The sequence below is a fragment of the Kitasatospora sp. NPDC036993 genome (assembly GCF_055607525.1).
The window spans coordinates 175,456-201,630 of the sequence record NZ_JBVJRP010000013.1 but is presented as its reverse complement, the minus strand read 5'-3'; the positions used below and the strand labels follow the sequence as shown (position 1 = coordinate 201,630).

Genomic DNA, 26,175 nt, shown 5'->3' with positions numbered 1-26,175 from the left:
AAGTCAGAAGGGAAGTACAGACATGTGCGGTGCGAAGGCCGGCGGCCCGGACCTGGCAGGAGTTGACGTGGCGAACGAGACGATCATCCAGGGTTCGGTGACCCGCGACGGTGAGCCGGTCAACGGCTACGTCCGGCTGCTGGACGAGAACAACGAGTTCACGGCCGAGGTACCCACCTCGGCGACCGGCCAGTTCCGGTTCTTCGCCCGTCCGGGCAAGTGGACCCTGCGCGCGCTGGTGCCCGGGCAGACCGTGGACCGCCAGGTGGTGGCCTCCCAGGGCACCGCCGTCGAGGTCGCGATCGCGGTCTGACCGGCGCCACGACGTTCCCGGACCACCCCGAGGGCCCCTGCCGCGCAGGGGCCCTCGGCCGTACCGTGGAAGGGTGCAGGCAAGGCGGCGGCGTCGCTACTACTTCGCCATGATGGGCGTGTGCCTGGGCCTGTTCGTCATGGCCTGGGGCGTGGTGCGGTTCTTCTCGGTGGGCGCCGCGATCGGCATGTGCGTGGTCGCGATGGTGATCCCGCCCGCCGCCGCGGTGTTCGCCAACAAGCGGGACCCGGACGACGACTGGTGGGACGACCCGCGCTGGGACGACCCGAAGTGGGACGATCCCGGCCACGACCGGGACCACCCCGACCACGAACCTCGGGACGGTTCCTAGAGCCTCGGGACGGCTCCTAGTAGACGAGCGCCTGGACGCCGTCGGCCATGATCTCGCTGACGAAGACCTGGGCGCCCGCGATCCGGACACCCTCGACGGTGTCCTTCTGCTCGATCCCGCGCCGGACCGCGCACTGGGTGCACAGCGTCACCGAGCCGGCCGCCAGGATCGACTCCAGCAGGTCGGGCAGCGGCGCCGCGTGCGGCAGTTCGAACTCCGCCGCCCGGCCCGGCAGCGCGAACCAGGAGGACTCCCCGGTCAGCCAGAGCGAGACGTCGATCCCGCTGGCGACGGCCACCGCCGCGACCGTGAACGCCTGCGAGCACCGCTCCGGCGCGTCCGCCCCTGCGGTGACCTTGATGACGAGTTTCTTCGGCATGGCGCCACCTTAGAGGTCCCGCCGCCCCCGCCGTCCGGCATCCCGGGAAGCCTTGGGCAAAGCTTGGGCAGCCGGGGGGAAGGGCGGCGCGAACGGCTACGTGGTGGGGCTCACCGCGAACGGCCGGAGCACGGCGGATAGAGTGAGCGGAGCAAAATCCACCACACTGTCGCCGCCTGGGAGCCACCCGTGTCCGGTCTGGAAATCTTCTTCGACGGTCTGCTGGCCCTCATGGCCGTGCTGATCACCTGGTTCGCCATCTTCTCGGTGATGAAGCTGTACCAGGGCCAGCGCTGAGCCTGCCGTACGGTTGAGGCAGCCCCACACCGACGACGACAGCGACCAGGAACATGATCGAGATCCCCTCTGACCTCCACAAGGACGTCGTGCCGCTCGCCTTCCTCCTCGGCACCTGGGAAGGCGCGGGCGTCTACGCCCCGCTGCCGGGTGAAGGGGGCGCGGGCGCCGAGAAGTGCAACTTCGGCCAGGAGATCGTGATCCGCCACGACGGCCGCCCCTTCCTGGAGTTCCGCTCCAGGACCTGGGTGCTGGACGCCGAGGGCGAGAAGGTCCGTCCGCTGGAGAACGAGCACGCGTTCTGGCGTATCACCAGCAACAACGACGGCACCAGCGGTGTCCGGGGGATCGAGATCTCCTCCGTCCGCGACGACGGCACGGTCGAGATCTGGTACGGCGAACTGGCCGACGGCAAGCCGCAGGTCGACGTCTCCACCGACGCGGTGGCCCGGATCGAGGGCTCCCCGGAGTACTCGGGCGGCAAGCGGCTGTACGGCTTCGTCAACGGCGAACTGCTCTGGGTCGGCGAGAAGGCCGCCCCGAACGTGCCGCTGCGTCCGTACATGTCCGCCCAGCTGCGCAAGGTGCTCAGCCCGGCCCAGCTGATCAAGGACATCAACGACCTGCCGGACGACGGCATCGCGTTCTTCAAGTGACCGGCCCGAAGTGACCGGCCCGAAGTGACCGGCTCGAATTGATCGGGTCGCCGGCACTTCCGCGCACGAGGTAGGGACCGGCCGCCGGCCGGTCCCTACACTTGTCCCAGGACCCCCGACGTTTGGCAGGGACAGGACCGTGGCGGACACCGGCACCACCGACTGGCAGCTCTCCGGCGACTGGCACCTCTCGGACGACTGGAAGGCCGACCTGCGCGAGCGCGGCTACCGCCTCACCCCGCAGCGGCAGCTCGTGCTGGAGGCCGTCGACGTGCTCGACCACGCCACCCCCGACGACATCCTCTGCCACGTCCGCCGGACCGCCAGCGGCGTCAACATCTCCACCGTCTACCGGACCCTGGAGCTGCTGGAGGGGCTGGGCCTGGTCTCGCACGCCCACCTCGGCCACGGCGCCCCGACCTACCACCTGGCCGGCCGCCACCACCACCTGCACCTGGTCTGCCGGGACTGCGACGAGGTCACCGAGACCGGCACCGAGATCGCCCAGCCGCTGATAGAGAGCCTGCGCGAGCGGCACGGCTTCGACACCGACCTCAAGCACTTCGCCATCTTCGGCCGCTGTGCCGACTGCACCGCCAAGCTCGCCGGGGACCGGTCGTAAGCTGGCCGGTATGACCGGTGTGAAGAGCCCGCTGCTTGCCCTGTCCGGAGCCGTCCCCGCCGAGGGGGCCGACGAGGGCGTCGCCGCCCACTACGGCGACATCTTCCGTGAGCAACGCAACCTGTCGCAGGGCACGGGCTTCGTCGACCTCTCGCACCGCGGCGTGGTCACCGTCACCGGCGCCGACCGGCTCGCCTGGCTGCACCTGCTGCTCACCCAGCACGTCAGCGGGCTGCCGCCGCAGCAGGCCGCCGAGGCGCTGGTGCTCTCCGCGAACGGGCACGTCGAGCACGCGCTCTACCTGGTGGACGACGGCACCACCACCTGGGCGCACGTCGAGCCGGGCACCCAGGGCGCGCTGGTGGCCTACCTGGAGAGCATGAGGTTCTTCTACCGGGTGGAGGTCGCCGACGCGACCGCCGAGTACGCCGTGGTCCACCTGCCGGCCGGCTCCACCGCCGCCGTCGAGGGTGCCGCCGCCGTCCGCGAACTCCCCTACGGGCGCGACCTGTTCGTGCCGCGCGCCGAGCTGGAGAAGCTCACCGCCGGGTACGGCCCGGCGGCCGGGGTCTGGGCGTACGAGGCGCTGCGGATCGAGGGCCACCGGCCCCGGCTGGGCTTCGAGACCGACCACAGGACCATCCCGCACGAGGTGGACTGGCTGGGCACCGCCGTCCACCTCCAGAAGGGCTGCTACCGCGGCCAGGAGACCGTCGCCCGGGTGCACAACCTGGGCCGCCCGCCGCGCCGGCTGGTCTTCCTGCACCTGGACGGCACCGAGGAGACGCTGCCCCCGCACGGCACCGAGGTGCGGCTGGCCACCGACCCGGACGGGCGGGCGCTGGGCTTCGTGACCTCCTCGGCCCGGCACCACGAGCTGGGGCCGATCGCCATGGCGATCGTCAAGCGGAACGTCCCGGTGGACGTGGTGCTGCTGGCCGGGACGGTGCCGGGCACCCAGGACGTGATCGTCCCGCAGTAGACCGTCCGGCAGTGGATCGCCCCGCCGTGGATCGCCCCGCCGTGGATCGCCCCGCAGTGGATCGCCCCGCGGCGGGCGGTCCTGCGGCGGGCCGTCTCGCGGGAGGGGCCGCTCAGACCTCGACGAGGACGGTGAACGGGCCGTCGTTCACCAGCGCCACCCGCATGTCGGCGCCGAACCGGCCCGTCTCCACCTTGGCGCCCAGCTCGCGCAGCCGGGCCACCACCTCCTCCACCAGCGGCTCGGCGACCGGGCCGGGGGCGGCGGCGTTCCAGGTGGGGCGGCGGCCCTTGCGGGCGTCGCCGTAGAGCGTGAACTGGCTGATCACCAGCAGCGGGGCGGCGAGATCGGAGCAGGACTGCTCCACGCCGTCCTCGTCGGCGGGCAGCAGCCGCAGCGTCCAGAGCTTGCGGGCCAGCTGGGCGGCCTTGGCGGGGGTGTCGTCGTGGGTGACGCCCACCAGGACACAGAGCCCGGGCCCCTCGATCGCGCCGACGGTCTCACCGGCCACGGTCACCCGGGCCTCGGTCACTCGCTGCACCACTGCTCGCATGCCGCCATTGTGCCGGAGCGCCGCACGGCCCCGGGAAGGCCCCAGCGGCCTCCCCGTGCCCTCCCTGCGTCCTCCCCGCGCTCTCCGTGTCCGGCCTCGCCGTCGCAGCCTTCCCGCGCGTCCCGGCGGCCTCCTCGGGGCGCACCCCTGGGGCGCGTACATCGGAGGCGCACGCCCTGGCGTGCACGCCTGCGCTGAATCGGGCGCCACTCTCCCTGCGGAAAGGGCCGGTCATATCAGCCACCCCCGTTCGCCAGGGGGCCGTTCGGGTGCACGGGCAGTGCGCGCGCGCCGGGCGGGGTGGCACGCTGGTGGACCGTACGAAGGGTCCGGGGCGCCAGGAGGTCCGCCGCGCCGGGCCGGGGTTCGGCCGGGCGGTCGGGCCGGTGGGTCAGCGTTCCGGCGGTGCCGCCCGATGGGCGGTCGCGGCCGGGGGCCGGAACCTCCGGGGGCTCCCGGGTGTGCCGGTGGACGGGACGCGCGGCCCGTCGGGGGACGGGCAGGACCGGCGGCGGGAACGGGAGCCGCGAGCGGGCGGGATCGGACGACGTCAGGTGGTTGGGTGATGGACGCGAGCAGCGCGGCGCGGGACCGGTCCGGGCCGGTGGCGCGGGCCCCCGGGGGCCCGTACGGCCCGGCGGCGGGCGCGGAGGACGAGCCCGACCTGGAACGGCTGGGCCTGGACCAGCTGCGGGTGCTGCGCCGGGAGACCCTGGAGCAGGAGGCCGACCTGTCCTACCTGCGGCGGCTGCTGCACGGGCGGATGGACATCCTGCGCGCCGAGCTCGACCGGCGGCCCGGCGTGGGCCCGGTCCGCACGGCAGGCCCGTCCGGCCCCGGGCTGGTCCCCGGCGACCTGCTGGACCGGCTGCCGGCCATCCTGACCGACGCGCCCTCCACGGTGCGGCGCTCGGCCCGGCACGTCACCCTCGGCCCGCCGCGCACCCGGGAGTCCCGGCTGGAGGCGGACGCGCTGATGGGTGACGTCCAGCTCGCCGATCTGGCGGCGCACCCGGCCGAGGAGCTGCTGGCGGCCCTGGAACGGCTGCGGGCGCACGAGCGCGAGGTGTCGGGACGGCGCCAGCGGCTGCTGCGCACGGCCGACGGTTGCAACGCCGAGATCACCCGCAGGTACCGTGATGGGGAAGCACGGGTCGACGACCTGCTCGCGGGAGGGCCGCTCTGACCGGGTGAGTCGCCGCGGGCGGTGGGCCCGGCTCGCTCCCAGGCCCACCCTCGCCCCGGAAGGCTCATCCGCCATGCCCCTGCCCGCCACCGCGCCCGTTCTCGCCGAGGTCGTGCGCTCCGGTTTCGTCGAGGGCCGCCACCGCGGCTCCCTGGTGCTGCTCGCGGCCGACGGCTCGGTCGATTTCGCCCTCGGTGACCCGGACGCCCCGGTGTTCCCGCGGTCGACCGCCAAGCCGTTCCAGGCGGTGGCCACGCTGCGGGCCGGGCTGGCGATCGGGGGCGAGCTGCTGGCGCTGGCGGCCTCCAGCCACTCCGCAGAATCGTTTCACCTTGACGGTGTGCGGAGCATCCTCGGCTCCGCGGGGCTCGACGAGTCGGCCCTGCGCACCCCGCCGGACCTGCCGCTGGACGAGACCGAGGCGGAGCTCCTGCTCGCCGCCGGCGGCCGGCGCGCCCCGATCCTGATGGACTGCTCGGGCAAGCACGCCGGCTGGCTGGCCGCCTGCGCGGCCAACGGCTGGGACACCGCGGGCTACCTCGACCCGGACCACCCGATCCAGCGGCTGGCCCGCGAGGCCCTGGAGGAGGGCACCGGCGAGACCGCCGGCCACGCCGGGGTGGACGGCTGCGGCGCGCCGCTGCTGGCCGTCTCCCTGACCGGTCTGGCCCGCGGCTACCGCGGCCTGGTGCTGGCCGCCGAGGGCACCGCGCCGCGCCGCGTCGCCGACGCGATGCGCGCCCACCCCGAGTACGTGGCCGGCACCCGCAGGGCCGACACCTGGCTGATGCGGGCGGTGCCGGGCGCGCTGTCCAAGATGGGCGCCGAGGCCGTCCAGGTGGTGGCGCTGCCGGACGGACGGGCGCTGGCCTTCAAGATCGAGGACGGCGGCGAGCGGGCCCGCGGCCCGGTGCTGGCGGCCGCGCTGCGCCGGCTCGGGGTGACCGGGGCGGACGAGACCGTCGAGCGGATCGCCGCCGCCCCGCTGTTCGGCGGCGGCGTGCCGGTCGGCGAGGTGCGGGCGGCGTTCTAGCGCGCCCGGCGGCCGCCGTCGGCGTGCGGGCGGCCCCGGGCCGGTGCACGGTGGACCGGGGGCCGTCGCACAGCTGAGGGAGTCCGCCATGACCGACCACGTGTACCGGGTGACCGAGATCGTCGGGTCCTCGTCCGAGAGCGTCGACGCCGCGATCCGCAACGGGGTGGAGCGGGCCTCCAGGACGCTGCGCAACCTCGACTGGTTCGAGGTCTCGCAGGTCCGGGGCCATCTGGAGGACGGCCGGGTCAAGCACTACCAGGTGTGCATGAAGGTCGGCTTCCGGCTGGAGGACTGAGCGCCGCCCGAACGTTCAGTGTCGGCCGGGGACCGGGCGCCGGCCGGGGGTTCAGCGCTCCGGCAGCACCAGTGGCACCCCGGTGCGCGGGTGCGCCAGCACCTCGACGGGGTGCCCGTACACCTCGCTGAGCAGCGGCGCCCGCAGCACCTCGGCGACCGGTCCGTCCGCGACCGTCGCCCCGCCCGTCAGCAGGACCACCCGGTCCGCGTAGGCGGCCGCCAGGGACAGGTCGTGCAGCACCACGACCACCCCGTCCCCGGCGGCGGCCCTGGCCCGGGCGACCCGCAGCACCAGCTCCTGGTGGCGCAGGTCCAGGGCGGCGGTCGGCTCGTCCAGGAGCAGCAGCGGGGTGCGCTGGGCCAGCACCCTGGCCAGTGCCACCCGGGCCCGCTCGCCGCCGGACAGGGCGGTGAACGGCCGGCCGGCGAAGGCGGCGGACTCGGTGGCCGCCATCGCCTCGGCCACGACGGCCTCGTCCTCGGCGGCGGCCGCCGTGCCGGCCCAGGGCGCGCGGCCCATCCGGACCACCTCGTCGGCCGGGAACGGGAAGGACAGCGCCGCGGACTGCGGCAACAGCGCGCGGTGCAGCGCGAGTTCGGCGGCGCCGTAGCCGCTCAGCGGGCGCCCGCGCAGGGTGACCTCGCCGTCGTCCGGCCGGACGTCGCCGGCCAGCACGGACAGCAGGGTGGACTTGCCGGCGCCGTTCGGCCCGAGCAGCGCGACCACCTCGCCGGCGGTCACCCGGACGGCGGCGCCGGACAGCAGCGGGCGTCCGCCGACGCTCAGCCGGACGGCCTCGGCGGCGAGCAACTCGCTTCCGGGCAAAGGTCGTTCCGGGATCTCCCGGTGGTGGCGCAGCCTCACGCCCAGCCTCCCTGTCTGGTCCTGGTCCGGCGCAGCAGCCAGAAGAAGAACGGGCTGCCGATCAGTGCGGTGAGCACCCCGAGCGGCAGTTCGGCCGGCTCGGCGAGGGTGCGGGCGGCGAGGTCGGCGGCCACCAGCACCAGCGCGCCGCCGAGCGCGGAGGCGGGCAGCAGGAAGCGGTGGCCGGGCCCGGCGAGCATCCGCAGCAGGTGCGGCACGACCAGGCCGACGAAGCCGATGATGCCGCTGACCGCGACGGCCGCCGCGGTGAGCAGCGCGACGACGGTGATCAGCACCAGCCGCATCCGCTCGACGTCCACCCCGAGGTGGCGGGCCGGGCGTTCGCCGAGGGCCAGCAGGTCCAGCTTGCGGGCGTACAGCGGGGCGACGGCCAGGCCGGTCAGTGCGAACGGCAGGACGGCCAGCACCTTGCCCCAGGTGGCCTGGGAGAGCGAGCCGAGCTGCCAGAAGGTGACCTGGCTGATCGCGGCGGAGTCGGCGGTGAACAGGAAGATGCCGATCAGCGCGCCGCAGAAGGCGTTCACGGCGACGCCGGTGAGGATCAGCGTGACCACTTCGGTGCGCCCGCCGGAGCGGGCCATGACGTACACCGCGAAGACCGTCAGCAGGCCGCTCGCGAAGGCGAAGGCGGTGATGGTCCAGCTGCCGAGGGCGTCCAGGCCGAGCACGATGCAGGCCACCGCGCCGACCGCGCCGCCCGAGGAGACGCCGATCACGGCGGGCTCGGCGAGCGGGTTGCCGAACACGCCCTGCATCAGCGCGCCGGCGCAGCCCAGCGATCCGCCGACCAGCAGGGCGAGCACCACCCGGGGCAGCCGGACGTTCCACAGCACCGACTCCGGCACCCGGTCCAGGGCGTGGCCGCCGAGGCCGAGGCGGTGGGCGGCGGAGGCGAGGATGTCGCCGAGCGGGATGCGGTAGGCGCCGACTCCGGCCGCGAGCAGGGCGCAGAGGACCAGGGCGGCGGCGAGGCCGGCGGTGATCAGGGTGGTGCGGCGGACGGTCGGGACGGCCTTCCGGCTTGCGGCGAGGGTCACTTGGCGTCCGCCGGGTAGAGCTGGGCGGTGATCTCGCGCAGCACCTGCGGGGTGCGCGGGCCGTAGCTGAGCAGCTGGCCGTCCTCGATCGAGACGATCCTGCGGTCGAGGCCGGCCGGGGTCTGGGCGACGCCGGGCAGCTTGAGCAGGCCGTCCACGCCGCCGATCGAGTCGAGCCCCTTGCTCATCACCAGGATCGCGTCGGGCGCGGCCTTGACCAGGGCCTCGCTGGTGAGCGGGGTGAAGTCGCCGGTGAGGCCGGCGGCGGTGCCGGCGTCCTCGCCGCCGACCGCCTCGATCAGCGAGCCGGCGCCGGAGGCGGGGCCGCCGAGCAGGTAGACCGAGGCGCTGCCGCGCAGGTAGAGGAAGGCGACCTTGGGGTGGCGGCCGTCGGCCGGGACGGCCGCCCTGGCCTCGTCGATCCGCTGCCCGGTGCGTTCCTTCAACTGCCCTCCGGCGTCCGGGACTCCGAGCGCCGCGGCGACGGTGTCGATGCGCGGGCCGACGTCGTCCAGCCGCTTGGCGTCGTCCAGCACGACCAGCGGGACGCCGGCCGCCCGGATCTGCGCGATCGCCTCGGCCGGGCCGGTGGAGCGGTCCGCGAGGACGACGGTGGGGTGCAGCGAGAGCACGCCCTCGGCGGAGACGTCGTGGGCCTGGGTGATCACCGGCAGGGCGGCGGCCTGCCGGAAGGTGGTGGAGACGTCCCTGGCGACCACCTTGGGGCCCAGGCCGAGGCTGAACACCAGCTCGGCGAGGCTGCCGTTGAGCGGGATGATCCGTTCGGCGCTGGTGACGGTGACCTGGCGGCCGTCGGCCGAGGCCGTGGTGGCCGGGAGCTGCGGGACGGGCTCGACGGACAGCGGCTCGACCGCGTCGGGTGCGCGGGAGCCGGTCGCCGCGGCCGGTCCCGCGGCGGAGCCGCAGGAGGTGAGGGCGAGCAGCAGGCCGAGGGCGAGCAGCAGGAGGACGGGCCCGCGGGCCGCCCCGGATCGGATCGTGCGGCTGCTCAACCTGGTTCCCTCCGCCGGGAGTTGGTGCCGGTGCCGCCCGGGGTGGGGGAGTGGGGCGGCGGGGCTCTTGACTCATATATTAGGTTAGCCTTACCTCAGCTCCGCAAGGGGGTGGCCTCTGTCGCCCCCCCTGCGGAAAATCCCCCGCGCCCCCCTTCGAGGAGTGATTCGCCGTGCCCCTGTCCAGCCGGCTCCGCCGTCTGGCCGCCGCCCTGGTGGCCGCCCTCGCCGCCCTGCTGGTGGTGGGCCTGTCGCCGGGACCGGTGGCGGCCGCCGAGGGCAGGGTCTCCGGCGGCCGGCTGGACTGGGGGATCAAGCAGTCCTTCCTGACCTACGTCACCGGGCCCATCGCCAAGGGCAGTTGGGCGCTCACCGGCGGCGCGGCCACGGTCGGCGGCAGCACCTTCCGGTTCCACTCCGCGAACGGCGCGTACGACCCGGCGACCGGTGCGCTGAGCGCGGCGTTCTCCGGCGGTGTCCGGTTCACCGGGCACCAGGAGAACGGTTCCAACGCGCTGGATCTGAGCGTCGGCCGCTTCACCTTCAAGGCCGCCCAGGGCGGTGCGGCCGGCCTGTACGCGGACGTCAGCAGCAAGTCCAAGGAGACCGGCCAGGTGAGCAGCGCGAGCCAGGCGAAGCTGGCCGACCTCTCGCTGGCCGGCGTCGACCTGCGCGGCGCGGCCGGCACCCTGACGCTCGACAACGTCCCCGCCACCCTCACCGACGCCGGGGCGAAGGCCTTCGGCGGCTTCTACCAGGCCGGTACGGCCCTCGACCCGCTCACCCTCTCGGTCAACCTGCCCGCGGCGCAGGAGAAGCCCGCGGTCCAGGAGAAGCCCGCGGCGCCCGCACCGGCCGCCACCCCGACGCCCACCGCCGCTCCCGCCACCCCCGCGGCCCCCGCCGCCACGCCGAGCGCCGAGCCGACGGCCGAACCGACCGCCCAGGCCCCGACCAGGACCGAGTTCGCCGCCGGCGCCCTCGACTGGGGCGTGCGCCGCACCTTCCGGGACTACGTCACCGGCGCGATCGCCCAGGGCCGCTGGGAGCTCGGCGGCGGGGCGGCGGACGGCGGCGCGTTCTTCCGCTGGACCCCGGCCAAGGGCGCTTACGACCCGGCGACCGGTGAGCTGACCGCCGCCTTCACCGGCACCGTCCGCTTCACCGGCATGCGCAGCGGTGACAGCTACGGCCTGGACCTCACCCTCGCCAACCCGGGCGTCACCGTCTCCGGGGGCCGGGGCAGGCTGGTCGCCGACGTCTCCGGCCGGACCCCGGACGGTGGCACCCGGCAGCTCCCCGGCGTCGAGCTGGCGGTGTTCGACCCGGCCGGCCTCCAGGCCGAGGGCGGTCTGCTGAAAGCCGTCGAACTGCCGCTCAAGCTCGCCGAGGGCGGCGCCGAGGCGTTCGGCGGCCTGTACCCGGCGGGCACCGAGATGGACCCGCTGAGCTTCGCCGTCGCCCTCGACCCGGCCGCCGCACTGCCCCCGCTGCCCGACCTCGGCAGTGCCCCGGCCACGGCGCCGAGCACCCCCGCGAGTGCGGCCTCCTCCCCGTCCGCCGCGCCCGTCGCCGCCTCCTCCTCCGCGGGCGGCGTCCCGGTGGCGGCCGTGGCCGGCGGAGCGGTGCTGGTGGCGGCGCTCGCGGCCACCGGCGGCCTGCTCGTCCGGCGTCGCCGGGCGGCCGCCGCGTCCGGGGCAGCCGTCGCCGGACCCACCGCCGACGACGCGGCCTGACGACCCCTCCAGGGAGCTTCCCCCGGCTCCCTCCCCCCATCCGAACGGAGTACCCAGCATGTCCCGCAACCGCACCCGGCTGGCAGCCCTCGCGGCCGCCACCGCCGGTCTCGGCCTGACCGCCCTCGGTGTCCCCGCACTGGCCTTCGGCGCGGGCGCCCCGAGCAGCGTCACGTACGACACCGGCTCGCTGGACTGGGGCGTGAAGGCCAGCTTCCGCAACTACCTCAACGGCCCGGGCTCCCAGGGCGGCGCGATCGAGCTGACCGGCGGCGCGACCGCCAACGCCGACGGCACCTTCCACTTCGGCCTGGCGAACGCGACGTACGACCTGGGCACCCACGTGCTCAGCTCCTCCTTCACCGGCGGCGTGCACTTCACCGCCCACCACGGGGCGCTGGACGTCGCGCTCAGCGACCTGCGGATCACCACCTCGGGCACCTCGGGCACGCTGACCGCCGACACCGCCTCCAAGGAGTCGATGGGCGCCACCGAGATCACCCGGCGCGACGACGTTCCGCTGGTGACGTTCACCGTCGCGCGGGACACCACCACCGGGGTGCCGGCCGCCGCCAAGCTGACCGAGCAGGGCGCCCAGGCGTTCGCCGGCTTCTACCAGGCGGGGGCGGACATGGACCCGCTGTCGCTGCTGCTGAAGCAGAGCCCGGCCACGCCCTCGCCGTCCGCCACGGCGACCGCCTCGCCCACCGCCACGGCGACCGCCTCGCCCACCGCCACGGCGACCGCCTCGCCCACCGCCACGGCGACCGCCTCGCCCACCGTCACGCCGAGCGCCACCGGCACCCCGAGCGCGACCCCCACCGCCACGCCGACGGACACGCCGACCGCGACCCCGACGCCGACCGCAACCCCGTCGGCCACCTCCTCGCCGAGCGCCACCGCCACTCCCTCCGCGAGCGGGAGCCCCAGCACGGCCCCGTCCAGGCTGCCGGTGCTGAACGGCACCCTGGACTGGAAGGTCAAGGAGAGCTTCCGCACGTACCTGGCGAGCCCGATGGCGGCCGGCAAGGTCGAGTTCGGCGGCGGCGCGGCCGACTACCGCTTCGGCGGTGCCACCGGCGCCTACAACACCGCCGACCACACGCTGACCGCGGGCTTCGACGGCTCGGTCCGCTTCCTCGCCCACCCCGGCAAGGACGGCTGGGCGCTCGACACCACGCTCTCCAAGCTGGGCCTGACCGTCGACCGGGACGGCGCCTTCCTGACCGCCGACGTCAACGGCAAGTCCCCCGACGGCAAGTCGACCGCGCTGACCGGCGCCAGGATCGCCAGGCTCGACGTCCCGGCCGCCGCCCTGAAGCCGGTCGACGGCGTGGTGACGCTCACCGGCGTGCCGGCGACGCTCACCGCCGAGGGGGTGCCGGTCTTCTCCAACTACCCGGCCGGTACGGCGCTGGACCCGGTCAGCGCCACGCTCGCCTTCGACAAGGACGCCAAGCTCCCGACCGCCCCGCCCGCCGGCTCCTCCGGCAGCGGTAGCGGCAGTGGTGGTGGCTCCGCGGCCGGCGGCCAGGGCGCGGGGAGCGGCACCTCCGGGGGCCCCTCGCTGACCACCGGCGGTGCCTCGCTCACCACCGGCGGCCTGGGCGGTACGGGAGGCGGCTCGCTGGCCGCCACCGGGGCGGACACCCCGGTGGTCCCGCTGCTGGCCACCGCCGCCGGTCTGCTGCTGGTCGGCGGCAGCGCCACCGTGCTGGTGCGCAACCGCCGCGGTGCCGCCAAGGCCTGACGATGGCTCCGAAACGTGCGACGGCCCCGGCGAGCAACCGCTCGCCGGGGCCGGGCCCTTGGAAAGGGCCTGGAGAAACGTTTATGCGCTCAGCTGTTCACGCGCTCAGCGGGTAACGCGCGTCCAGGTCCCGGAAGATCGCCCCGTTGAGCACGAAGGCCCGCTTGCACTCCTCGACCACCCGGCGCCGCTCGACCTCGTCCAGCGCCTCCCCGGCCGCGTCCAGCTTGGCCCGGTACTCGCGCTTGAAGGCCGCCGGGTTGTCGACCTCCTCGAAGACGTAGAACCGCACGCCGTCGCCCTTGCGCTCGAAGCCCCAGGTCTTCTCCGCGACGCCCCGGATGATCTGGCCGCCCGAGAGGTCCCCCAGGTAGCGGGTGTAGTGGTGCGCGATGTACCCGGCCGGCCACTCGGCGGCCAGTTCCTCCACCCGGGCGACGTACGCGGCGGTGGCCGGCAGCGGCGCCAGGCCGTCCCGCCAGCCGGGCCCGCGCAGGTGCGCCAGGTCGCGCTCGACGGCGGCGGTGCGCAGCAGCGCCCGGTCGATGAAGGGGCCCGCCAGCGGGTGCTCCGCGAGCTGCTCCGCCCGGCCCTCCAGGGCCCGGTAGACGTACCAGAGCTGGCTGGTGAGGTCGGCGTACGCCTCGATCCCGAGCCGGCCGCCCAGCAGGTGGCTCATGAACGAGGACTGCTCGGCGGCCTCGTGCTCCTCGCTGCTGGCGGTGCGGAGCACGGTGGAGAACGGGGTGGGCGCGGGCGTGGGCATGCGGCCTCCAGGGTTCGGGGTCGGCCGGTTCGCGATCGGGCCGAATGTTTTGGTTAGCCTAACCTAACTTCACATCATGCCGACAGGGTGTCGGCAAACCGTCCGGTCCCCGGACACGACGAAGGCCGGGGCCCGCGGAAGAATCCGCGAACCCCGGCCCCAGGCTGTCCCGACCCGTCTCGACTGTCCTGGATCGAGTGGGATCGGAACGACGGCTCAGTGGCCGCCCTGCTCCGCCAGACGCTTGATCGAAGCGGTGACCTCGGCCTCGGCCTCGGCGCGGCCGACCCAGTCGGCGCCCTCGACGGACTTGCCGGGCTCCAGGTCCTTGTAGACCTCGAAGAAGTGCTGGATCTCCAGGCGGTCGAACTCCGACACGTGGTGGATGTCGCGCAGGTGCTCCCAGCGCGGGTCCGTCGCCGGGACGCAGAGCAGCTTGTCGTCGCCGCCGGCCTCGTCGGTCATGTGGAACATGCCGATGGCACGGCACTTGATCAGGCAGCCGGGGAAGGTCGGCTCGTCCAGGATGACCAGCGCGTCCAGCGGGTCGCCGTCCTCGCCGAGCGTGCCCTCGACGTAGCCGTAGTCGGCCGGGTAGCGGGTCGAGGTGAAGAGCATCCGGTCGAGCCGCAGACGGCCGGTCTCGTGGTCGACCTCGTACTTGTTACGAGAGCCCTTCGGGATTTCGATAAGGACGTCGAACTCCAACGGTTCCTCCAAGGTAGGGACTGACAGAATCCAAGTGTCTCCTACGGGAGCGAGTGCTCGGGAAAGGGGCCGGTCGGTGGGAGCAGGGGGAGCGGCGGCGCGGCGCCGCGGGGGGACGGTCTCGGGGCTGTTCGGGGCGGCCCTGCTGGTCGTCGGCACGGTCCTGACCTCGGGCGGCGCGTACGCGCAGCCGTCCCCGCCGCCGGGCGGGCACAGCGCCGGGCACGGTGACGACGAGGACCACGACGGGCAGGGCGGTCACGACGGCGGCAAGGGCGACCACGGGAAGGGCGGCGCCAAGTCCCGGGCCGGCGACGGCCCGAGCGCGGTGCCCACCCGCCGGTCCCTGCCGCCCGCCACCGCTCCCGTTCCCGTCGGCAGCGACGCGCCCGCCGCGCGCCCGGCCCCCGCGCCGGGCGCCGTCCTGGCGGCCGTCGAGGGCGGCGCGGGCTCCGCCGTCCCCACCGCGCAGGGCCTCCAGCAGGCCCTCGCCGCGGCCCTCGCCGACAAGAGCCTCGGCGAGGTCACCTTCGCCGTCGCGGACGCCGGCACCGGTCAACTCCTGTACGGCTCGGGGGAGAACACCCCGGCCACCCCCGCCTCCACCACCAAGCTGGCCACCGCCGTCGCGGCCCTGTCGCTGATCCCGGGCGACACCCGGCTGACCACCCGGGTGGTCAGGGGCGCCGACCCTGGCACGATCACCCTGGTCGGTGCCGGCGACCCGACGCTCACCGCACTGCCCGCCGACCAGGTGCAGATCGGCGGGCAGCCGGCCGACGCCGACACCGCCCCCGCCTCGCTGGACGAGCTGGCCCAGCAGACCGCCGGCACCCTCAGGAACCTCGGCACCACGACGGTCCGGCTGGACTACGACCTGTCGCTGTACGCGGGCAACCCGCAGCACAGGAACCACGACGGGCAGAACATCGCCCTGGTGGTCCCGCTGATGGTGGACGAGGCCAAGGTGGACCCGAAGAGCAGGGAGGACGCCCCGGAGCGGGTCGCCGACCCGGCGGCCGCGGCCGCCGAGACCTTCGCCGCGCTGCTCAGGGCCTGCGGCATCACCGTGACGGGCAAGGCCGGTCCCGCCGCCGCGCCCGCCCCCGACCCGGCCGCCTCCGGCACGACCGTCCTCGGCGGGGTCGACTCGCCGACCGTCGCCCGGCTGGTCGAGCGCCTGCTGACCACCTCCGACAACCAGCTCGCCGAGGCGATCGCCCGTCAGGTCGCCATCGCCGCCCACCAGCCGGCCGGTTTCGAGGGCGCCGCGGCCGCCGTCACCCAGGAGCTGACCCGGCTCGGCGTGCCGATGGGCAACGTGGTCCTCAACGACGGCAGCGGCCTGCACCCCGGCAACGCGATCCCGCCCGCCGTGCTGGTCCGGCTCCTCGCGCTGGCCGCCTCCGAGCAGCAACCCGCCCTGCGCCCGGTGCTCACCGGCCTCCCGGTCGCGGGCTTCACCGGCACCCTCAACAAGCGCTACGGCTCCGGTTCGGGCGCGGCCGACGCGGCCGGCCTGATCCGCGCCAAGACCGGGACCCTCAGCGGAGTCAACACCCTCGCGGGCACCGTGGTCGACGCCGACGGCCGCCTCCTCGCCTTCGCCGTCATGACCCGCACCGGCGCCCCCGCCGACACCGCCCGCGCCGCCATGGACCGGGTCGCCGCCCGCCTCACCGCCTGCGGCTGCCACTGACCGGACACGGGCACCGCTCCCGCCCGGGCCGGGGCCGCCCGCCCCACCCGTCCGTCATCCGTGGGCCGTCGGGCGGGAGGTGTTCGCGGCGGGTGGCTGCCGTTGGTGGTGGGGAGCACGTACGGTGAGGGCATGACGAGCGCGAGTGGCGGTGCTGACATGGTCGACTGGAACCTCGCGGTCGCAACCGCGACCAGGTTGGTGCGGCCGGGGCCCGAGGTGAGCCGGGAGGAAGCGGCGGCGGTGGTCGCCGAACTGCGCAGGCACGCCCTGGAGGCGGAGGAGCACGTGCGGGCGTTCACCGGCATGCGCTCGTCGAGCCTGTCCCGGGCCGCGGCGACGCCGGTGCTGGTGGTGGACCGCCCCGGGTGGATCCGGGCCAACGTGGCGGGTTTCCGTACGGTCGTCCAGCCGCTGGTGGAGAAGCTCCAGGCGCGTCGGACGAACAGCGCGGCGGCCGGGGTGTTCGGCGCGGTGGGCGAGAAGGCCACCGGGATCGAGGTCGGGGCGCTTCTGGCGTTCCTGTCCACCAAGGTGCTGGGCCAGTACGAGACCTTCGCCCCGGCCGAGCCCCCGCTGGAGGCGCCGGACAGCCCGGCCGCGCTGTTCGACAAGCCGCGGCTGGGGCCGGACGGTCCCGGTCCCGGCCGGCTGCTGCTGGTGGCGCCGAACATCGTGCACGTCGAGCGGGAGCTGGACGTGGACCCGTCCGACTTCCGGCTCTGGGTCTGCCTGCACGAGGAGACGCACCGGACGCAGTTCACCGCGGTGCCGTGGCTGCGCGACCACATCCAGTCCGAGGTGCAGTCCTTCCTCAGCGAGACGGACGTCGACCCGGGCGCGCTGCTGGAGCGGCTGCGGGACGCGGCGGGCTCGCTCGGCGGCCTGCCGGGCGGCAACCGGGAGAGCGCCTCCTCGGGGAACCTGCTGGAGATCGTCCAGTCGCCCGCGCAGCGCGAGATCCTCGGCCGGCTGACGGCCGTGATGTCGCTGCTGGAGGGCCACGCCGACGTGGTGATGGACGGCGTCGGACCCGCCGTGGTGCCGACGGTCGCCGAGATCCGGGAGAAGTTCCAGCAGCGCCGGGACCGCGGCGCCAACCGGCTCGACCTGCTGCTGCGCCGGCTGCTGGGCATGGACGCGAAGCTGCGCCAGTACCAGGACGGCGCGGTGTTCGTGCGCGGCGTGGTGGAGCAGGTCGGCATGGAGGGGTTCAACCGGGTGTGGACCTCCCCGAACACCCTGCCGACCAAGGAGGAGATCCACGATCCGGCCGCCTGGGTGGCCCGGGTGGCCCGCTGAGCGGGGTCGTGGCGCCGGCGCGCCGTGAGCCGGACGGCAAGCGGCGCGCGTCGGTCAAACCCGCTCGTACGAGTGGTCCAATCGGCCAGACGACGGGTGAAGAAGCGTTTCTTCATTCACCCGAACGTGGGACGGGGGTCGTACCGGTGGCGCGGGTGGCGTAGCGGGTCGCTCCTTTCTGCCACCATCTGTGAGCGCCCGGTAACAGGGTGCTCATGCAGGGGCGCGGTCCCCGCCGCGTCCGCCGCACGTCCTGTCCCCCCTCCGTCGAGGAGTCGTCCGCCGTGGGCCCTCACCCCGCCGTCGCCGCGATACGCCTGGCCGTTCGCCGTACGCTCACCGACCTCGCAGCCGAGGCCGGTTCCACCTTCACCGCGCCCGTGCGCGAGCCCCGCGAGCGCCCGGCCGGGGTGCCGCTGGTGGGCGCCGCGGTCGGCACCACCCTGATCGGCAACGCCGCGCGGCACCCCTCCGGGCTGCCCCGCACCCCTGCCGCGCCCGGCTCGCCGCTGGTCCTGGTCGCCGTCAGCGGCGGCGCGGACTCGATGGCGCTGGCCATCGCCACCGCCTTCGAGGCCCCCAAGATCGGCCTGCGGGTCGGCGCCGTCACCGTCGACCACGGCCTCCAGGCCGGCTCCGCCGAGCGCGCCGCCCAGGTGGCCGACCGGCTCCGCTCGCTCGGGCTGGACCCGGTGGAGGCGGTCCCGGTGCGGGTCGGCCGGGCCGGTGGCCCCGAGGCCGCCGCCAGGGACGCCCGCTACGCCGCCCTGGACGGGGCCGCCGAACGCCACGGCGCGATCGCGGTGCTGCTCGGCCACACCAGGGACGACCAGGCCGAGACCGTGCTGCTCGGCCTGGCCCGCGGCTCCGGCGCCCGCTCGCTGGCCGGGATGCCGGCCCAGAAGGGCCGCTACCGCCGTCCGCTGCTGGAGCTGGATCGGGCGGCCACCCGGCAGGCCTGCACCGCCCAGTCGATCCCGGTCTGGGACGACCCGCACAACTGTGATCCCGCCTACACCCGCTCCCGGGTCCGCCACGAGGTGCTGCCGGTCCTGGAGAAGCACCTGGGCGGCGGAGTGGTCGAGGCGCTGGCCCGTACCGCCCGGCTGTTCCGCGACGACGCCGACGCCCTCGACCAGTGGGCCTCCCTGGCCGAACGCGACCTCCGTACGGGCGATGGCGCCCTGGACGCCGTGAAGCTGGCCGAGCTGCCGTCCGCGGTGCGCCGCCGGGTGCTGCGCCGGGCCGCGCTGCGCGCGGGCTGCCCGGCCGGTGACCTCTTCGCCCGGCACCTGGAGACGATCGACCTGCTGGTCACCGGATGGCGCGGCCAGGGCCCGCTGCACCTACCCGGGGGCGTCGAGGCGACCCGCAGGTGTGGCACGCTGGTCTTTCGGCGGCAGGGCGACTGACGGGCGAGGCATGCCCCGGGGGAGCCGGCCGCCGGCCACAAAGACCCCGAACGTTTGAGGACGTATCCCCGGTGGACCAGAACGACATGGGCGCTGACCTCGCGAAGGTGCTCATCAGCAAGGACGAGATCGACGCCAAGCTCCTGGAGCTGGCCGAGCGTATCGACCGGGACTACGCAGGCAAGGACCTGCTGATCGTCGGCGTCCTCAAGGGGGCCGTCATGGTCATGGCCGACCTCGCCAGGACCCTGCACTCGCAGGTCACCATGGACTGGATGGCCGTCTCCTCGTACGGCATGGGCACCAAGTCCTCGGGTGTGGTGCGGATCCTGAAGGACCTGGACACCGACATCGCCGGCCGTGACGTCCTGATCGTCGAGGACATCATCGACTCCGGTCTGACGCTGTCCTGGCTGCTGGGCAACCTGGGCTCGCGCGGCCCGGCCTCGCTGGAGGTCTGCGCCCTGCTGCGCAAGCCGGACGCGGCCAAGGTCGAGATCGACGTGAAGTACGTCGGCTTCGACATCCCGAACGAGTTCGTGGTCGGCTACGGTCTGGACTACGCGGAGAAGCTGCGCAACCTGCCCTTCATCGGCACCCTCGCCCCGCACGTCTACGGCGGCTGAGGGCCCCGTTCGGGCGACGGGCGGGAACAGTAGGCCGTTCCCGCCCGTTGGTCCGGGGGCAAGGAACCAAAGTCGTGTCGCAGTGCTCCCGCCACCGGTGGGTCCGACTGCGGTACGGTCCAATAAACCGCTCTTCACATGAGCACCAACCGGACGCGCCGCGGCCCAACAGCCCCCCGGCGCCGTTGAGTGGCAGGAGGGACGGGGCGGCAACGCCCCGCATGGATGGACGTCAAGCGATACTTCCGTGCGCCGATCATGTGGATCGTGCTGGCCGTCCTCGCCGTCATCGTACTGATGCAGGTCGTTTCGGATTCGAACGGCTACAAGACGGTGGACACCGGTCAGGTCGTCGCGGCGATCGATGCGCACAACGTCAAGTCGGCGCAGATCACCACCGGTGACTCGAACACGATCAAGATCCAGCTGAAGGACGGCGCCACGCTGCCCACCGCCGGTACGGGCAAGACCCCGTCCGGTACCAAGTTCCAGGCCTCGTACATCGGCGACCAGGGCGTCGCCATCGCCGACAAGCTCCAGGCCCAGGTCAACGACAAGGACCAGGGCACGCTCGCCGAGGGCTACACGATCAGCCCGGAGAAGCAGAGCACCTTCGTCAGCCTGCTGCTGTCGATGCTCCCGATCGTGATCATCGTCCTGGTCTTCCTGTTCCTGATGAACCAGATGCAGGGCGGCGGCTCCCGGGTCATGCAGTTCGGCAAGTCCAAGGCCAAGCTGCTCACCAAGGACACCCCGAAGACCACCTTCTCCGACGTCGCGGGCGCGGACGAGGCGGTCGAGGAGCTCCACGAGATCAAGGAGTTCCTCCAGGAGCCGGCCAAGTTCCAGGCCGTCGGCGCCAAGATCCCCAAGGGCGTGCTGCTCTACGGCCCGCCCGGTACCGGCAAGACCCTGCTGGCGCGCGCCGTCGCGGGCGAGGCCGGGGTGCCGTTCTACTCGATCTCCGGCTCGGACTTCGTCGAGATGTTCGTCGGTGTCGGCGCCAGCCGCGTCCGCGACCTCTTCGAGCAGGCCAAGGCGAACGCCCCGGCGATCGTCTTCGTCGACGAGATCGACGCCGTCGGCCGGCACCGCGGCGCGGGCCTCGGCGGCGGCCACGACGAGCGCGAGCAGACCCTCAACCAGCTGCTGGTCGAGATGGACGGCTTCGACGTCAAGGGCGGCGTGATCCTGATCGCCGCGACCAACCGCCCCGACATCCTGGATCCGGCGCTGCTGCGCCCGGGCCGCTTCGACCGCCAGATCGCGGTGGAGCGCCCCGACCTCCAGGGCCGGCTGGACATCCTCAAGGTGCACCAGAAGGGCAAGCCGATCGCGCCCGACGTCGACCTCTCGGCCGTCGCCAAGCGCACCCCCGGCTTCACCGGTGCCGATCTGTCGAACGTCCTCAACGAGGCGGCGCTGCTGACCGCCCGTTCGGACAAGAAGCTGATCGACAACTTCATCCTGGACGAGGCGATCGACCGCGTCGTGGCCGGTCCGCAGAAGCGCACCCGGATCATGTCCGAGAAGGAGAAGAAGATCACCGCGTACCACGAGGGCGGCCACGCCCTGGTGGCGGCGGCGTGCCCCAACAGCGACCCGGTGCACAAGATCACCATCCTGTCCCGCGGCCGGGCCCTCGGCTACACCATGGTGCTGCCGGAGGAGGACAAGTACTCCACCACCCGCAACGAGATGCTCGACCAGCTGGCCTACATGCTGGGCGGCCGCGCGGCGGAGGAGCTGGTCTTCCACGACCCGACCACCGGCGCCTCGAACGACATCGAGAAGGCCACCGCCACGGCGCGGGCCATGGTCACCCAGTACGGCATGACCGAGCGCCTCGGTGCGATCAAGTTCGGCTCGGACAACGCGGAGCCGTTCCTGGGCCGTGAGATGGGCCACCAGCGCGACTACTCGGAAGAGGTCGCCGGGCTGGTCGACGAAGAGGTCAAGAAGCTCATCGAGAACGCGCACAACGAGGCCTGGGAGATCCTGGTCGAGAACCGCGACGTGCTCGACAACCTGGTCCTGGAGCTCCTGGAGAAGGAGACCCTGAACAAGGAGCAGATCGCCGAGGTCTTCGCGCCGATCGTCAAGCGCCCGGCCCGGCCGGCCTGGACGGGTTCCTCCCGTCGCACGCCGTCCACCAGGCCGCCGGTGCAGTCCCCGAAGGAGCTGGCGCTCACCAACGGCGCCGCCGCCGGTGACGTCCCCCAGGTGGACGTCGTGAAGCTCCCGCCGCTGCCGGCGACCGAGCCGCCGGCCGAGGGCTGACCCCCGCAGCAGAGGGAATGGATGCCGCGTCACCAGGGTTTGTACCCTGGAGGCGCGGCATCCGTGCTGTTCAGCCACAGTCTTCCGATACATAAGCGAGGCCCGCATGATCGATCCGGTGACGCTCGACGGTCCGCCCGCCGTCGGTACCTTCGACCAGAAGCGGGCCGAGAACGCCATCCGCGAGCTGCTGCTCGCCGTCGGGGAGGACCCGGACCGCGAGGGTCTGCTGGAGACCCCGGCCCGGGTCGCGCGGGCCTACAAGGAGATATTCGCGGGCCTGTGGCAGGAGCCCGAGGACGTCCTCACCACCACCTTCGACCTCGGCCACGACGAGATGGTGCTGGTCAAGGACATCGAGCTGACCTCGGTCTGCGAGCACCACCTGGTGCCGTTCCGCGGCGTGGCGCACGTCGGGTACATCCCGTCCACCAGCGGCAAGATCACCGGGCTGTCCAAGCTCGCCCGGCTGGTCGACGTCTACGCCCGCCGGCCGCAGGTGCAGGAGCGGCTGACCAGCCAGGTGGCCGACGCGCTGATGCGGATCCTGGAGCCGCGCGGCGCGATCGTGGTGGTCGAGTGCGAGCACATGTGCATGTCGATGCGCGGCATCCGCAAGCCCGGCGCCAAGACCATCACCTCCTGCGTGCGCGGCCAGCTGCGCGACCCGGCCACCCGGGCCGAGGCGATGAGCCTGATCATCGGCCGCTGAGGAGGCGCCCGGCCGCCGCGGCGGCCTCGGGGGGCACCGCGCGCTCCGCGTGCGGCGGGGCCGGGGTGCCCGGGGCGTCGCGGCGCTCGGGCACCCGGCGTGTGACCACCCGGGCCGCCGGCCGTCCGGGCCGGCCGGCGGGTGATCACCCGCCTGTCCCTATCCGAGGTGCGAACCCAGCCATTCGAGTGAGGCCGGCAGCTCCCTGGTCCAGCTGTCGAAGTTGTGCCCGCCGTCGTCCAGGTAGAGCGAGTCGACCTTGAACTGGGGGTTGGCCGCCGCGGCCTTGGAGGCCTGGTCGACGAACTGGACGGTCTGCGGGTAGTCGCCCTCCGTGCGGGTGGAGACCACCAGCAGGCTGAGCGCGGGGACCGGCAGGTTCTGGAGCCGCCAGCCGAGGTCGTGCTGCTGGGTGAGGGCCTTGTCGCCGTTGAAGAGGTCGCCGCCGGTGTAGTTGTCCTGGCGCACGGTGAAGTCGCCGTGCAGGCTCGCCGCGCTGCCGTAGACGTTCGGGAAGCGCATCGCCAGCCGCAGCGCGCAGCTGCCGCCGGTGGAGTAGCCCATGGTGGCCCAGGAGCCGGCCGTGCGGCCGACCCGGTAGTTGCCGCGGATGGCCTCGGGGACGTCCTTGACGAACCAGGTCTCGGTGCGCGGCCCGCCGGGGACGTCCACGCACTCGGTGTCCCGGGACGGGACGACCGCCGGTCGCGCCATCACCAGGACGGTCGGCTGCATCCTGCCCGTGCGCTGCATCTCGATCGCGGTCTGGGCGAAGGGGAGCTCGTGGAGCAGGTTCAGGGTGTTGCCCGGGTAGCCGGCGATGGCCAGCAGGACCGGGAAGCGGACCAGGGCGAGCTTGGGGTCGAAGTAGGCGGGCGGCAGGTAGACGAACATCTGGTCGGAGAAGCCCGTCTCCTTGCCGCTGACCCGGACCGACTCGATCCTGCCGACCTCCTCGGGCGGGCCCTTCGGCAGGTTGGTGACGGTCTCCAGGCCGCCCTCGGCGGTCGGCTGGACCAGCTCGTCGGCGACCGGGGTGCCGCCCTTGTGGTTCTCGTTGCTGGTCAGCGCGAGCTTGGCGCCGCCGGTGCTGAGCAGATCGGCCCAGGAGGTGTAGAACCCGAAGGAGTTGTTCACCGACGCCGCGAGCACCGCCAGCACCGAGAGTTGAACCAGCGTCAGGAGCCCGATCCGGCCGAGCACCGGCAGCGGGCGCTGCGACGCCAGTCTCGGCCAGATCCACAGGGTGGCGGCCAGTGCCGCGGCGCCGAGTGCGAGTAGCGAGTTCACCAGCGCGTCGCTGGTCAGTTCCATACCGTCGGCCTTCCGGTGGGACACTGTCGGTGCAGGCTTCATCGTCTGGCGATCCGTCAGGCCGGGCCACCGCGGCTAGGCTGTCCGGACGCCCGGGCGGGCCGGTGGGGCGGGGAAGATCGCAGGCAACCGGCGCCCTAGAATGCGGCGTCCACCGTACGTAACGCGTCCCGGAGGACCCTGCCGCGCCACGCTGCGGCGGGCCCCCGGCTCCCACCGCCGGCTCAACCCGCAGCGCGACCACGGCCCCGGTTTACCGACCGTTTCCGGGTCCTTGGTATGCGCATTGCCTGATGAAGGAATAGGCATGAAGGTCCATCACGCGTCCTCCCCCGGAGTGACGGGACACCGCACCGCAGCCTCTACGCTGAGCTTCCATGAGCGTTCCCGTGTCCGTTGAGCCGAGCCCCGAGCAGCCGCCGCGCCGTCGTCGCGGCCTGCAGACGCTGCGTACCCAGGCGTCCGCCGTACCGAGGGCCTGGCTGCCGGGAGCGGTCGGGTACGTCTGTCTGCTGATCGGGCTCGTGGACATCGCCAGCGCGGTGTTCCCCAAGCTCCGGCACACCAGGATGCACAACTTCGCGGGGCAGCTCCCGGGCGGCACCACCAGCCTGGCGGCGGTCGGCACGCTGATGGTCGGCATCCTGCTGGTGCCGCTGGCGCACGCGCTGCGCCGGCGCAAGCGGCGGGCCTGGCGGGCGGTCTGCGTGCTGCTGCCGGTCAGCGTGGGGCTGCACCTCGTGCGCTGGCACCAGATCGGCCCCGCGGTCGTCTCGCTCGTGGTCCTCGTCGTGATGCTGGTCCACCAGCGCGAGTTCTACGCCAAGGCCGACCCGCGCACCCGCTGGCGGGCGGTCGTCAACCTGGTCGTCATGGGCCTCCTCAGCGTGCTGCTCGGCCTGCTGATCGTGAGCACCAGGACCAAGTACGAGATCGGCCACCCGGGCCTGACCGAGCGCTTGCAGCACGTCGGGTACGGGCTGTTCGGCTTCGAGGGGCCGGTCCGCTACAACAACGAGCGGATGTCCGACCTGGTCGCCTACCTGCTCGGCGGGCTCGGCCTGCTGACCGCCTTCACCACCGCCTACCTGGCGCTGCGCCCCGGCAAGCCGAAGCCCGAGCTGACCGCGGAGGACGAGGAGAAGGTGCGCGGGCTGCTGACCCGGCACGGGGAGCGCGACTCGCTCGGCTACTTCGCGCTGCGCCGCGACAAGAGCGTGCTGTTCTCGCCCACCGGCAAGGCCGCGATCTCCTACCGGGTGGTCTCCGGGGTGATGCTCGCCTCCGGCGACCCGGTCGGCGACGTCGAGGCCTGGCCGGGCGCGATCAAGGTGTTCATGGCCGAGGCCCGCGAGCACGCCTGGGTGCCCGCCGTGATGGGGTGCAGCGAGGTCGGCGGCGAGGTCTGGACCCGCGAGGCGGGCCTGGACGCGCTGGAGCTGGGCGACGAGGCGATCGTCGACACCGCCGCCTTCTCGCTCTCCGGCCGGGCCATGCGCAACGTGCGCCAGATGGTCAAGCGGATCGAGCGCAACGGCTACTCCTGCAAGGTGCGCCGGGTCGGCGACCTCACCGTGGAGGAGAAGTACCGGATCGCCGACGCCGCCGCCCGCTGGCGCGGCACCGACACCGAGCGCGGCTTCTCGATGGCCCTCGGCCGGTTCGGCGACCCGCTGGACGACGACTGCGTGGTGGTCACCGCCCACAAGGACCCGGAGGAGGGCGAGGAGGGCGACGACCTGAAGGCCGTGCTGCACTTCGTGCCCTGGGGGCCGGACGGCATCTCGCTGGAGCTGATGCGCCGCGACCGCGCCGCCGACCCGGGTCTGAACGAGCTGCTGATCGTCGCCGCGCTCCAGGCGGTGCCCGCGATGGGCGTGCGCCGGGTGTCGCTCAACTTCGCGATGTTCCGCTCGGCGCTGGCCCGCGGCGAGCGGATCGGCGCCGGCCCGGTGCTGCGCGCCTGGCGGGGGCTGCTGGTGTTCCTGTCGCGCTGGTTCCAGATCGAGTCGCTGTACAAGTTCAACGCCAAGTTCCAGCCCGAGTGGGAGCCGCGCTTCCTGGTTTTCCCGAACACCAGGGACCTGCCGCGGATCGGCTTCGCGGCGATGCAGGCGGAGGCCTTCATCACGCTCGGCATGCCGCGCTTCGGCCGCAGGCGCCAGCGTGAGGGGCTGATGCCCGTCCCGTCGACCCGCGAGGTCACCGAGGCCGCCTGAGGCCCTTCGCCGCCGTCCGGGGCCCCGCCGAGCATCCTCGGT

At 73.6% G+C, this 26,175-nt stretch carries 25 protein-coding genes; 17 read left to right on the top strand and 8 right to left on the bottom strand.

The window, feature by feature from the left end; translation table 11 throughout:
* Positions 1 to 22 precede the first annotated feature (22 nt).
* Positions 23 to 313 carry a DUF1416 domain-containing protein gene (locus tag ACZ7C5_RS27210; protein ID WP_030288989.1) on the top strand — a complete coding sequence of 97 codons (291 nt, stop codon included), beginning with the start codon at positions 23 to 25 and terminating at the stop codon, positions 311 to 313.
* A gap of 73 nt (positions 314 to 386) precedes the next feature.
* The gene (locus ACZ7C5_RS27205; RefSeq protein WP_188300440.1) at positions 387 to 665 is read left to right on the top strand and encodes a DUF3099 domain-containing protein; all 279 of its coding nucleotides are present in this window, start codon (positions 387 to 389) and stop codon (positions 663 to 665) included.
* A 16-nt stretch (positions 666 to 681) separates the two neighbouring features.
* Here the strand turns inward: ACZ7C5_RS27205 and ACZ7C5_RS27200 are convergent, their stop codons facing one another.
* Positions 682 to 1,044: a DsrE family protein gene (locus ACZ7C5_RS27200; protein WP_188300439.1), complete on the bottom strand. Its 363-nt coding sequence runs from the start codon at positions 1,042 to 1,044 to the stop codon at positions 682 to 684.
* Between the two features lie 350 nt (positions 1,045 to 1,394).
* Here ACZ7C5_RS27200 and ACZ7C5_RS27195 point away from each other — a divergent pair, with 350 nt between their 5' ends.
* The 3 genes from ACZ7C5_RS27195 (at position 1,395) to ygfZ (ending at position 3,601) form a co-directional block, all read left to right on the top strand.
* On the top strand, positions 1,395 to 1,997 hold the full coding sequence (locus ACZ7C5_RS27195; protein WP_401088582.1) for a heme-binding beta-barrel domain-containing protein: 603 nt from the start codon (positions 1,395 to 1,397) through the stop codon (positions 1,995 to 1,997).
* A gap of 139 nt (positions 1,998 to 2,136) precedes the next feature.
* Positions 2,137 to 2,619 (top strand): Fur family transcriptional regulator, encoded by a 483-nt coding sequence (locus tag ACZ7C5_RS27190; RefSeq protein ID WP_401088584.1) that lies wholly within the window; start codon positions 2,137 to 2,139, stop codon positions 2,617 to 2,619.
* 19 nt (positions 2,620 to 2,638) lie between these two features.
* Positions 2,639 to 3,601, top strand: coding sequence for a CAF17-like 4Fe-4S cluster assembly/insertion protein YgfZ (ygfZ, locus tag ACZ7C5_RS27185; protein ID WP_401088888.1), 963 nt, complete (start codon positions 2,639 to 2,641; stop codon positions 3,599 to 3,601).
* A gap of 112 nt (positions 3,602 to 3,713) precedes the next feature.
* On the opposite strand, the gene dtd is transcribed toward ygfZ, so the two are convergent.
* On the bottom strand, positions 3,714 to 4,154 hold the full coding sequence (gene dtd / locus ACZ7C5_RS27180; protein WP_470323629.1) for a D-aminoacyl-tRNA deacylase: 441 nt from the start codon (positions 4,152 to 4,154) through the stop codon (positions 3,714 to 3,716).
* Between the two features lie 565 nt (positions 4,155 to 4,719).
* On the opposite strand from dtd, the gene ACZ7C5_RS27175 reads away from it, so the two are divergent.
* From ACZ7C5_RS27175 to ACZ7C5_RS27165, 3 genes are all read left to right on the top strand, one after another.
* Positions 4,720 to 5,340: an RsiG family protein gene (locus tag ACZ7C5_RS27175; protein WP_470323628.1), complete on the top strand. Its 621-nt coding sequence runs from the start codon at positions 4,720 to 4,722 to the stop codon at positions 5,338 to 5,340.
* Between the two features lie 73 nt (positions 5,341 to 5,413).
* On the top strand, positions 5,414 to 6,373 hold the full coding sequence (locus tag ACZ7C5_RS27170) for an asparaginase (protein WP_401088590.1): 960 nt from the start codon (positions 5,414 to 5,416) through the stop codon (positions 6,371 to 6,373).
* Between the two features lie 88 nt (positions 6,374 to 6,461).
* Positions 6,462 to 6,671, top strand: a complete 210-nt coding sequence (locus ACZ7C5_RS27165) for a dodecin (protein WP_188300434.1) — start codon at positions 6,462 to 6,464, stop codon at positions 6,669 to 6,671.
* 51 nt (positions 6,672 to 6,722) lie between these two features.
* Here ACZ7C5_RS27165 and ACZ7C5_RS27160 read toward each other — a convergent pair whose 3' ends face one another.
* From ACZ7C5_RS27160 to ACZ7C5_RS27150, 3 genes are read right to left on the bottom strand one after another with little or no spacing between them, the layout of a single operon-like run.
* Positions 6,723 to 7,532, bottom strand: a complete 810-nt coding sequence (locus ACZ7C5_RS27160; protein ID WP_401088890.1) for a heme ABC transporter ATP-binding protein — start codon at positions 7,530 to 7,532, stop codon at positions 6,723 to 6,725.
* 2 nt (positions 7,533 to 7,534) lie between these two features.
* Positions 7,535 to 8,596, bottom strand: coding sequence for a FecCD family ABC transporter permease (locus ACZ7C5_RS27155; protein ID WP_470323627.1), 1,062 nt, complete (start codon positions 8,594 to 8,596; stop codon positions 7,535 to 7,537).
* Complete coding sequence (locus ACZ7C5_RS27150) at positions 8,593 to 9,609, bottom strand: heme/hemin ABC transporter substrate-binding protein (RefSeq protein ID WP_470323626.1); 1,017 nt, start codon at positions 9,607 to 9,609, stop codon at positions 8,593 to 8,595. The genes ACZ7C5_RS27155 and ACZ7C5_RS27150 overlap by 4 nt, the downstream gene beginning before the upstream one ends.
* A 173-nt stretch (positions 9,610 to 9,782) precedes the next feature.
* On the opposite strand from ACZ7C5_RS27150, the gene ACZ7C5_RS27145 reads away from it, so the two are divergent.
* Together ACZ7C5_RS27145 and ACZ7C5_RS27140 are read left to right on the top strand one after the other, a co-directional pair.
* On the top strand, positions 9,783 to 11,345 hold the full coding sequence (locus ACZ7C5_RS27145) for an HtaA domain-containing protein (RefSeq protein ID WP_470323625.1): 1,563 nt from the start codon (positions 9,783 to 9,785) through the stop codon (positions 11,343 to 11,345).
* 58 nt (positions 11,346 to 11,403) lie between these two features.
* Entirely contained in the window at positions 11,404 to 13,095 is a 1,692-nt protein-coding gene (locus tag ACZ7C5_RS27140; RefSeq protein ID WP_470323624.1) for an HtaA domain-containing protein, read from the top strand.
* Between the two features lie 97 nt (positions 13,096 to 13,192).
* On the opposite strand, the gene ACZ7C5_RS27135 is transcribed toward ACZ7C5_RS27140, so the two are convergent.
* Both ACZ7C5_RS27135 and ACZ7C5_RS27130 read right to left on the bottom strand, forming a co-directional pair.
* The gene (locus ACZ7C5_RS27135; protein ID WP_401088599.1) at positions 13,193 to 13,861 is read right to left on the bottom strand and encodes a biliverdin-producing heme oxygenase; all 669 of its coding nucleotides are present in this window, start codon (positions 13,859 to 13,861) and stop codon (positions 13,193 to 13,195) included.
* Between the two features lie 216 nt (positions 13,862 to 14,077).
* Positions 14,078 to 14,569 (bottom strand): inorganic diphosphatase, encoded by a 492-nt coding sequence (locus tag ACZ7C5_RS27130; protein WP_188300447.1) that lies wholly within the window; start codon positions 14,567 to 14,569, stop codon positions 14,078 to 14,080.
* Between the two features lie 76 nt (positions 14,570 to 14,645).
* Here ACZ7C5_RS27130 and dacB point away from each other — a divergent pair, with 76 nt between their 5' ends.
* The 6 genes from dacB to folE all read left to right on the top strand — a co-directional run bounded on the left by dacB (position 14,646) and on the right by folE (position 22,600).
* Positions 14,646 to 16,268 (top strand): D-alanyl-D-alanine carboxypeptidase/D-alanyl-D-alanine endopeptidase, encoded by a 1,623-nt coding sequence (dacB, locus tag ACZ7C5_RS27125; RefSeq protein WP_470323623.1) that lies wholly within the window; start codon positions 14,646 to 14,648, stop codon positions 16,266 to 16,268.
* A 132-nt stretch (positions 16,269 to 16,400) separates the two neighbouring features.
* Positions 16,401 to 17,570: a zinc-dependent metalloprotease gene (locus tag ACZ7C5_RS27120; RefSeq protein ID WP_401088603.1), complete on the top strand. Its 1,170-nt coding sequence runs from the start codon at positions 16,401 to 16,403 to the stop codon at positions 17,568 to 17,570.
* 284 nt (positions 17,571 to 17,854) lie between these two features.
* Positions 17,855 to 18,982: a tRNA lysidine(34) synthetase TilS gene (gene tilS / locus ACZ7C5_RS27115; protein ID WP_401088605.1), complete on the top strand. Its 1,128-nt coding sequence runs from the start codon at positions 17,855 to 17,857 to the stop codon at positions 18,980 to 18,982.
* 71 nt (positions 18,983 to 19,053) lie between these two features.
* Positions 19,054 to 19,608 carry a hypoxanthine phosphoribosyltransferase gene (hpt, locus tag ACZ7C5_RS27110; protein ID WP_049654051.1) on the top strand — a complete coding sequence of 185 codons (555 nt, stop codon included), beginning with the start codon at positions 19,054 to 19,056 and terminating at the stop codon, positions 19,606 to 19,608.
* Between the two features lie 225 nt (positions 19,609 to 19,833).
* Entirely contained in the window at positions 19,834 to 21,888 is a 2,055-nt protein-coding gene (ftsH, locus tag ACZ7C5_RS27105) for an ATP-dependent zinc metalloprotease FtsH (RefSeq protein WP_188301526.1), read from the top strand.
* A gap of 106 nt (positions 21,889 to 21,994) precedes the next feature.
* Positions 21,995 to 22,600, top strand: a complete 606-nt coding sequence (gene folE, locus ACZ7C5_RS27100; protein ID WP_030309924.1) for a GTP cyclohydrolase I FolE — start codon at positions 21,995 to 21,997, stop codon at positions 22,598 to 22,600.
* A gap of 159 nt (positions 22,601 to 22,759) precedes the next feature.
* Here the strand turns inward: folE and ACZ7C5_RS27095 are convergent, their stop codons facing one another.
* A complete protein-coding gene (locus ACZ7C5_RS27095; protein WP_401088608.1) occupies positions 22,760 to 23,914 on the bottom strand; it encodes an alpha/beta hydrolase in 1,155 nt (384 codons plus the stop codon).
* Between the two features lie 377 nt (positions 23,915 to 24,291).
* Here ACZ7C5_RS27095 and ACZ7C5_RS27090 point away from each other — a divergent pair, with 377 nt between their 5' ends.
* Positions 24,292 to 26,133 (top strand): phosphatidylglycerol lysyltransferase domain-containing protein, encoded by a 1,842-nt coding sequence (locus ACZ7C5_RS27090; protein ID WP_401088610.1) that lies wholly within the window; start codon positions 24,292 to 24,294, stop codon positions 26,131 to 26,133.
* The last annotated feature ends 42 nt before the right edge of the window (positions 26,134 to 26,175 follow it).